11 protein-coding genes and 1 pseudogene are annotated in these 8,188 nt (G+C 42.8%); 1 reads left to right on the forward strand and 11 read right to left on the reverse strand.

Annotation, left to right across the window (positions count from 1 at the left end; genetic code table 11):
- Positions 1 to 198, forward strand: a pseudogene (locus QZ359_RS03850) (hypothetical protein); the annotation flags it as partial.
- A gap of 153 nt (positions 199 to 351) precedes the next feature.
- On the opposite strand, the gene QZ359_RS03855 reads toward QZ359_RS03850, so the two are convergent.
- The 11 genes from QZ359_RS03855 to QZ359_RS03905 form a co-directional block, all read right to left on the reverse strand.
- The gene (locus QZ359_RS03855) at positions 352 to 1,449 is read right to left on the reverse strand and encodes a nucleotidyltransferase (protein WP_293960508.1); all 1,098 of its coding nucleotides are present in this window, start codon (positions 1,447 to 1,449) and stop codon (positions 352 to 354) included.
- A 9-nt stretch (positions 1,450 to 1,458) separates the two neighbouring features.
- Complete coding sequence (locus QZ359_RS03860) at positions 1,459 to 2,199, reverse strand: class I SAM-dependent methyltransferase (protein ID WP_293960700.1); 741 nt, start codon at positions 2,197 to 2,199, stop codon at positions 1,459 to 1,461.
- A 108-nt stretch (positions 2,200 to 2,307) separates the two neighbouring features.
- Entirely contained in the window at positions 2,308 to 2,661 is a 354-nt protein-coding gene (gene rsfS / locus QZ359_RS03865; protein WP_261071092.1) for a ribosome silencing factor, read from the reverse strand.
- Between the two features lie 12 nt (positions 2,662 to 2,673).
- Positions 2,674 to 3,174: a cysteine hydrolase family protein gene (locus QZ359_RS03870; protein WP_261071093.1), complete on the reverse strand. Its 501-nt coding sequence runs from the start codon at positions 3,172 to 3,174 to the stop codon at positions 2,674 to 2,676.
- On the reverse strand, positions 3,175 to 3,768 hold the full coding sequence (gene yqeK / locus QZ359_RS03875; protein WP_173277505.1) for a bis(5'-nucleosyl)-tetraphosphatase (symmetrical) YqeK: 594 nt from the start codon (positions 3,766 to 3,768) through the stop codon (positions 3,175 to 3,177).
- Positions 3,768 to 4,397, reverse strand: coding sequence for a nicotinate-nucleotide adenylyltransferase (locus tag QZ359_RS03880; RefSeq protein ID WP_033680625.1), 630 nt, complete (start codon positions 4,395 to 4,397; stop codon positions 3,768 to 3,770). Before QZ359_RS03880 ends, yqeK begins: the two co-directional genes overlap by 1 nt.
- 50 nt (positions 4,398 to 4,447) lie before the next feature.
- Positions 4,448 to 4,759, reverse strand: coding sequence for a ribosome assembly RNA-binding protein YhbY (gene yhbY, locus QZ359_RS03885; protein ID WP_000060169.1), 312 nt, complete (start codon positions 4,757 to 4,759; stop codon positions 4,448 to 4,450).
- Between the two features lie 212 nt (positions 4,760 to 4,971).
- The gene (gene yqeH / locus QZ359_RS03890) at positions 4,972 to 6,078 is read right to left on the reverse strand and encodes a ribosome biogenesis GTPase YqeH (protein WP_293960658.1); all 1,107 of its coding nucleotides are present in this window, start codon (positions 6,076 to 6,078) and stop codon (positions 4,972 to 4,974) included.
- 2 nt (positions 6,079 to 6,080) lie between these two features.
- Positions 6,081 to 6,608, reverse strand: a complete 528-nt coding sequence (locus QZ359_RS03895; RefSeq protein WP_125443532.1) for a YqeG family HAD IIIA-type phosphatase — start codon at positions 6,606 to 6,608, stop codon at positions 6,081 to 6,083.
- A complete protein-coding gene (locus QZ359_RS03900; protein WP_293960663.1) occupies positions 6,598 to 7,530 on the reverse strand; it encodes a magnesium transporter CorA family protein in 933 nt (310 codons plus the stop codon). Before QZ359_RS03900 ends, QZ359_RS03895 begins: the two co-directional genes overlap by 11 nt.
- A gap of 51 nt (positions 7,531 to 7,581) precedes the next feature.
- Positions 7,582 to 8,148 carry a mechanosensitive ion channel domain-containing protein gene (locus QZ359_RS03905; protein ID WP_001154854.1) on the reverse strand — a complete coding sequence of 189 codons (567 nt, stop codon included), beginning with the start codon at positions 8,146 to 8,148 and terminating at the stop codon, positions 7,582 to 7,584.
- Between the last annotated feature and the right edge of the window lie 40 nt (positions 8,149 to 8,188).

Genomic DNA, 8,188 nt, shown 5'->3' on the forward strand with positions numbered 1-8,188 from the left:
TTAGGTATTACCGTAGAAGAATTCTTTAACCTACAAGCATATGATACAGAAAGAAAAGAGTTCCTTAAGCTACAAGCATATGACTCAGAGAGTGAAGACTCCCTAGAAATACTTTTCGACAACCTAACAAAGTTACCCAAAGAGAAACAAGGAAAAATTATATCCTCCTTTAATGAAATTGTAAAAAACATAAAATAAATATAGATGGTAAGGAAGCTTTCAATGAATAAACAAGGCTTCTAATAGAGCAAATTTATAAGGTATTCAATACTTTATAACAGAGAACAAGAAAAGAACCAACTGAAAGTCATTTCCCAACTTTTAGTAGGTTCTTTTTATCCTATCCATATTCTAGTTCTTTTCTATTCTTATCGGTACTCTTCCAAAATTCTGCTCTGCTATACTTAGATTTCCCAGTTGGTAAATCTGGTCTGCCTTTTGGGTCATGACATCCCATGGTTTCTTGCCAATTCGGCTGACTAGATTGACCTGCCCTTTCAGAAACTTGAGGTGTTGTCTGCCTTTTTCGGTAAAGCCAAGGACATGAATGGCTTCTAGCAAGTCTCTTTCTCTAGCCTGCACCAAGATATAGGTCAATAGGCGTCTGACACGCGCCTTAGTGTAACGTTTGGTGGCAACCGCCTCGACCAATTCTTCCACAGACTGGGCTGGTTTAATAGCCTCTTTAATGCGCACAGCCATTTCTTGATTGAGCTGATAGATAGTGGTTAAGTCTGGATTGGACAAGATTTGATAGCGGAGCAAGGAAAAATAGTCTTCCCAACTCACCTTATTAGCCTGCTCAAAGAGAGCAACAGATGGCATAAAGCGTTCTAAGAAGTCTTGGTCTTTCTGGTGTTGACGCAGAGCTGTCGCTGAGGCAAAGTCCACATCCTTATCCACAGAATGGTAACCAGCCCCCTGACGCTGAATCGGATGCAGCCTGATGTTTCGTCCTGCAACCGCCTTGGCATAAGCAAGAGCAAGAACATGATTGGGCGTATTGCCAGAAAAATCAAGACCTGCAAATTCCTTCCACATGGCCTGGGTCTTCTGTGGATAAGAGAGGGAATCAGGCAGATTTTCCACAAATTTCTCCATCTCAGTACCTTGCTCTGTGTATAAGTCAGCAATTTTCTGATAATCCAGAACTTTCTCTGTACCAAAAGCCAGAGTATCAATGCCCAACCGAGCCAAGATATCCACAGCTCCTTGACCAAAGAAATCCGCCGCCTGAACACTGACTAAAAAGGGCAATTCCACTACTAAGTCTGCGCCATTTTCCAGCGCCATCTGGGCCCGTGTCCACTTGTCAACGATAGCAGGCTCTCCTCGCTGCATAAAATTACCAGACATGACAATGATTTTCAGCCCCTCTGCCTGATCCAGCAGGTATTTATGCCCATTATGAAAGGGATTAAATTCCGCGATAATACCCGTTATGGCCATGCTAATCTCCTACTTCTGTGCCACAAAAAACCAACGGGTGCTAGTTTCTGTTGGCTCCTTGTCCTCAAAGTCCGCAAAGAGTTTAAAGGACTTGAAACCAGCCTGCTCCAGTAAAATATCATAGGTCAAGACCCCATAAGTACGCTCTTCATGGACTTCATCATGACGGCTAAAGGAACCGTCTGTCTCCTTGACAAAGAAGGTCAGTTCATGCACGATAGAATGTGGTGCTGCATCCTCATAGGTATCCCAAAGCATGGCAAAGTCTTCGGCATTTTCATGGTAGGAATAGCCTGGAAAAACTTCATCTGTCTGGTAGGTCGAATGCACATCAAAGATGAAAACTCCATCTTCATTAAGGGCATTATACACTTCCTTAAAAACATCCCCTACTTCCACCTCATCCTGCATGTAACAGATTGAGTCCGAATAACAAGTAACAAAGTCATATTTACCTGACTTGGACAAATCCAGCATATTGCCTTCCATAAAATCAATCTTTTGCTTGGCTGAAGCAGCTCTCTTCCCAGCAATCTTCAACATATCCCCACTCAAGTCAAGTCCAGTCACATCAAAACCAGCCTGAGAAAAGCGCACCGATTGAATTCCTGTCCCACAAGCCAATTCCAAGAGTTTCTTTCTCTCCTTGGTCTTAGGCAAGTGACGCAGAGAAAAATCCGTCCATTTGTCGTATAAACTATCGTCCATGACTGCATCATAGACCGCCGCAAAGGTTTCATAAGTTGCCATAATCATGATACCAAGAGCCTCCATGGCAAACACCACTCGCTCTTTACCTTTCCATCAATTTTCTAAAATAAGCAAAGAAACCCAGTTGACTGCAACTGAGTTCATCTCCTATGCTAAGGCTTCTGAAATATCTACAGAAACTGCCTCATGCCATAGTTTTTCTAGGTTATAGTGGGCACGCATTTCTTCTGAAAAGATATGTACCACCACAGCACCGAGGTCCAGCAAGACCCAGCCTCCAGCTGCATCACCTTCGATATGGCTACCTTTAAAGCCTGCTTGGGCTACTTTTTCACGGATATTATCAGCGATAGCATCCAACTGACGGCTATTCATTGAGCTAGTGATAACAAAGTAGTCCGTCACGCTGGTCAATTCTTGTACGTCAAGTGCGAGGATATCCTCCGCACGTTTCTCATCAGCCGCTTTCACGACTAGTTCTAGTAATTCTTTTTCGTTCATTTAGTCCTCTTTCTAGAAAATATGTTTGTAATCTAGGACATCTGCAAAGCGCCCCTCCCAAATGCCCTCATAAAATTCATTTATCGTTTCTGCTGGAATGTCTTTCCCATCAAACGTTGTGCAAGTTCCTTCTGGAATAATAAGCTGATAGCCATATTCAAAAGCAACCTTGACAGAGGTATCCACACAATATTCTGTCTGCATACCACATAAAACTAATTTTTCAATCCCCTGTTTATCCAAGTATTCTTTTAAACCAGTTTCTTTGAAAATACTGTTATACTTCTTTTGAAAGACCTTTTCATTAGGTTTTCGACTTAAAAGCTCAGATAACTGCCAATCTTCTGATGTTTGAGCTTCAGAGTTCTCAATATGTTGAACATAAATAATTTCGATATTCTTACTTCTAGCCTGGTTTTGTAAATAAGAAATTTTTTCCAATAGACTTTTTGTCTGGAACCCAGTTTCCACTAAAATATTCTGAACATCAATGATTATAAAAGCCGTCTTCATTTAGTCCTCTTTCAAATAGTGCACAAAGGCGTTATAGGTTTCAAGGGTTTGGGGATAGATGGGGAATCCCTGATGAGCCAGATGTTCCACGGTACGAGCTGTCTCATAAGCTACTGCCTTATTAAGTGATAGACTTGCAATCTCACGTGCCACATCCACTCCTGGAAAGGCACGATTGTGCTCGATATAGTCTGCGACATAGATAACCTTATCTATGTCGGTCATCTGATCAGCTCCGACTGTATGGATTTCAATGGCTCGCAGGATTTCAGGATCATGCAAATCCAAATCTTCCTGAATCTTGTAGATGCCAACCATACCATGCCAGACATTATTACCCCAATTTTTGAGGTCAGGGTCTAGCTGATAACGGTCAATCAAGTCCAAAAATTCCTGATCTGACAGCTTCTTAGCGTAGTCATGAAGAAGGCCTGCTAGTCCTGCTTTCTCAGTATCGACTCCAAATCGCTGAGCCAGTTCTATGGCTGCACGCTCCACACCCAAGCAATGGGTTAACCGTTTCTCGGGTAGAAGCTCTGCCATTTTTTCCAACAAAGCCTCACGGGAACAGTTAATATAGTCTTGATAGGCCATCAGTAAAGCCCCTCTTTCTCGATGTAGTCTAGCACAGGCTGAGGCAGGAGAAAGTTAGGTTTCCGACCTTGGGCAAGGAAGTCACGCACCATGCTAGACGAGATATCCATGAGAGGCACATCCACCCAGATAACTGGGTAAGAAGTCCCTGCCTTGTAGCGTGGGCGCTGAACCCCTACAAACTGAACCATGTCTACCAGCTCATCAATTCGGTACCATTTAGGCAGATAGTCCACCATGTCGGCACCGATGATAAAGTAATAATCCGTATCTGGATGTTGCTCTGTCAAAATCTTCATGGTGTCATAGGTGTAAGAAATACCCTTGCGCTCCAACTCAATGGTTTCAATGGCTAGTCCTTCAATCCCCTCAATAGCCAACTCAAGCATCTTGAGACGATGGTATTCAGGGATTGTTTCCTTTTTATCTACATGAGGAGGTTGGTATTCAGGCATGAGCAGAACCTGATCTAGTCCCAACTGTTGCCGTACTTGGTCCGCAACGATCAGATGGGCATTGTGAACAGGGTTAAAATTTCCCCCTAAAATCCCAACTTGTTTGCGTTTTTTCTCCTTGATTTCTGGCTCCAACTCTACCTTAGTAAAGGGGGTCAATAATTCGATTGCCATAGGCTAGTCTCCTTTATTTCTCTGTAAAAACAGTTGTTTGGAGTAGGTTTTTAGATTTCTTTGACTTTTTTAGAAATCTTACGATTTTCTTTCTTGCTGGATTGTTTAAACAAAATCAAGATGCGTCCAATTTTTTGGACTGTATCCACACCGATTTCTTCTTCTAAGATTTCAGCTACTTCGTGAATGTTTTCATCTGTATTTTGTAAAAGAGTTACCTTGATTAATTCACGAGCGTCAAGAGCTTGACGGACGCTGGTTTTGATTTGGTCGTTAAGTCCATTTTTCCCAATTTGGATGATGGGTTTGAGGGTGTGTGCCTGGCTGTTGAGGAAGGCACGTTGTTTTGATGTTAATGACATAATTTTCTTCCTTGTTTTTTGATAGTTATTTTAGGTGGTTGGGGACGGTCGGAACTAATTTTCCAAAGATCTCATCTTTGAAAAATGGATTTCCTGACCTCACAATTGAGCCTTGGTCTCAATTGTGCCCTTTGCCAATCTACAGATTGGCAAGACACCACGGCAATAACTATCGCTATATGAGCTCACTTTGTTCGCTCAGCGATTTTGTTTTAAATAATTGCTTTTCGTGTGACGACGGCGACGCCTTCTGGTGCCCAGACGGCGACTTTGGCGGTGCCTGTTACGCGGATCCAGCCTAGGCCTGAGATTACTAGGTCTGTCTTGTCCTTGATGTTAAAGACATGTTGGACTAATTTTGGAAAATCTTCTTTTTCCTTGCTATTTGGTGGTGTCAAAAGCGTTCCAAGGTGCTTATCGTAGAAAGCACTAGCGCCTTCTAGCTTGGTACGGTGGAGTTTGAGTTCATTATCAAAGAAGGCTGTGAATCCTTGCTTTTCACCCGCAATGAAGTCAAAGCGTCCGAGACCACCTAAAAACAGGGTTTGTTCAGGATTGAGCTGATAAGTCTTAGGCTTGATTTCCTTTTTAGGGCTGACATACTTGAGATTTTTGGCCGTCAAGTAGTGAGCCATCTGGTGACGGTGGATGATTCCTGGCGTATCGTAAATATAAGATCCGTCGTCAAGCGGAATCTCAATCTTGTCCAAGGTTGTTCCTGGGAAACGTGAAGTTGTAATGACATTTTGGTCACCCGTGATTTCTTGGATAATGGCATTGATAAGGGTTGATTTTCCAACGTTGGTTACCCCAACGACATAAACATCACGGCCCTTACGGTAGTGTTCAATCTTGTCAATGACTTCCTTAATAGCATGTTTGTTTTGTGCTGAAGTTAGGACGACATCCACAGGACGAAGCCCTTCTTCGTGGGCACGCTCCATGAGCCACTGGCTAATCTTGCCCGGTTTAACTGACTTAGGTAGGATATCCTTTTTATTTCCTACCAAAAGGACATCATTGCCCAAGACAAAGCGTGGTAAGCCTGGGATGATCGAGCCATTAAAATCAAAGATATCAATGACATTGACCACTAAGGCATCACTGTCTCCCACCTCGTGCAAGAGCTTGAGGAAATCATCGTCCGTCAACTGGACATCCGTGATTTCATTGTAGTGGCGGAGACGGAAACAGCGTTGGCAATAGACTTCCCCTGTTTCCAAACCTTTTTCGAGTGCCGACTGGGGAGTAAAACCAAGACCAGTCTTATCTGTCGTCTGAATGGTTGCTCCACAACCAATACAGAGAATTTCTTCCATAGTTAAATTCCTTTTTTATATGTAATCGGTCCGTACGTTTCAGTGATTTTTCGCATCACACGACGCTCACGAGCTCGGTTAATCTGCGTTTTAATAGAGTCATGTTGGACCAAGGGTTTGACTAAGATCGATCGAATGCCAGCACGGTGGGCTGCTCGTATATCTGTCATGAGCTGGTCACCGACCATGACCACTTCGCTTTTCTCATAGTGGAATTCCTTCATGGCACGGTCAATCCCAAACGTGAAGGGCTTTAAGGCCCAATAAACGTAATCAATCCCAAATTTCTCAACTGCGCGTTGAACTCGTTTTTTGGTATTATTTGAGACCACAATGATGCGAATACCCGCGTCACGGAGGTCATGTAGCCATTGCTTCATCTCTGGCGTCCCATCAGGGTTGTTCCAAGCAATGAGGGTATTATCCAAATCGACCAAAACAGCCTTGATTCCCTGCGCCTGCAGGCTTGGGACTGTCAGATCATAGACTGCTTCCACAGCAAAATCTGGCATGTAATTTTCAATCGCCATTCTGGCTCCTTTTCTTAACTTTTTTCGCAATTTTCCTTAATAATAATGACAAAACAATCCACAACCCAGCACTGGCCAAACTAATGTAAAGCCAAGCATGGGGCTCATCTGTTAAAGGTAGGGGAACATTCATTCCGAAAAAGCCTGTCACGACTGCCAAAACAGCCAGCAAGACTGAAATGATGGTCAAGGTTGTCAAATTATCATTCAGATTGTTGTTTAGGATGTTGTTGTAAGATGCTGATAGTTGTTGGAGGACTTGAGAAATCAAGTCTGTCATGGATACCAGCTGATGAGCCTCAATCATGGCATCATCAAACTGTTCTCTCTCAATTTCGTTAAAACTGCGATAGAGGGCATGCCCTTGGATATGCTCCAGCAACATGCGATTTTGCTTGGCAGCCGCAGTAAGATAAACCATACCGGTCTCCAAGTCGGAAAGGGCAAAGAGGTTTTTCTTAGTCGTCCGCTGGCGCAAGAGGCCATTGACCTCGTCCTTACTCTTGTCCATCTGCTCGATGACAGGGTAGTAGGCATTGCTGATGATTTCCAGACTGGCAAAGAGAAACTTGTAAATCGAAAGCGTGTCATGACTGTCCAGATAACGGGTCATTTGTTCAATGACATAGGCGTTCTTGGTATTACTAATGGTAATCAGGCGACGATGTTCAACGATAAAGGTCATGGGAAAGGCTTCATAGTATGCCTTATCCTTTTTCAAGTTCAAGACATTGTAGATAAAAGTCACAGTCCCATTTTCACGGTGATAATCCATGTGGGCACGCTCATTCCTATCCAGTGCGTATTCAATCGTTTCCTTGTCCAAACCGTAGATTTCAGAAAGGTCCTCTAGTTTTTTCAACTTGTCCAAATCTAGGTTAATCCAGGTACAACCATTGCCCAACTGTTTTTCTAAAAACATCTTCTCTCCTTTACCAAACTCTTTCTATTGTACCATAAATCTACTAAAATTTCAGGCCTGGTCTGTACGAGAGAAATTGCTGACAACAGTGATATTCCGATTGGGGACGAAGTGCAGAACCTGGTCTTCTCCTCTGAGTTGTGTTGTTCGAATACCAACGCTGACGACCTTTCCCGAGACAGTAATAGGCCCATTTGTCAGAACAACCTCATCCCCCACATCCAGTTGACGTTCGAAGAGGATGAAAAAGCCATTGATAACATCAGACAGAAAACCTTGGGCTCCCATCCCAATAGCCACCCCAGCGATTCCAGCACCTGCCAGCAAACTAGAAACTGGCAAACCTAAAATCGACAAAATGCAGTAGAGTAAAAAGAAATAAAGGGTATAATTAAACACATTTTCTAACAGACGTGAGATGGTTTTCTGACGCCCGACATCATGACGAGACATTTTTAGAGATGGTTTAACAATTCTCTGCACCATGGTATGGAGCAATTTCTTAGCTATATAAAAGAGTAAAAATAAGAATAAAAGAGAAAGTAACTTGGTTAAGATATTCTCGATAATCGCTGTAACATCAAGCTTATTGAGATAGGTTTGAATAAATTCTTGCATAGAAAACTCCTTTCATTTATTATACCATACTTTCATAAAG

Source organism: Streptococcus sp. (genome assembly GCF_019414905.1).
Lineage (GTDB): Bacteria > Bacillota > Bacilli > Lactobacillales > Streptococcaceae > Streptococcus.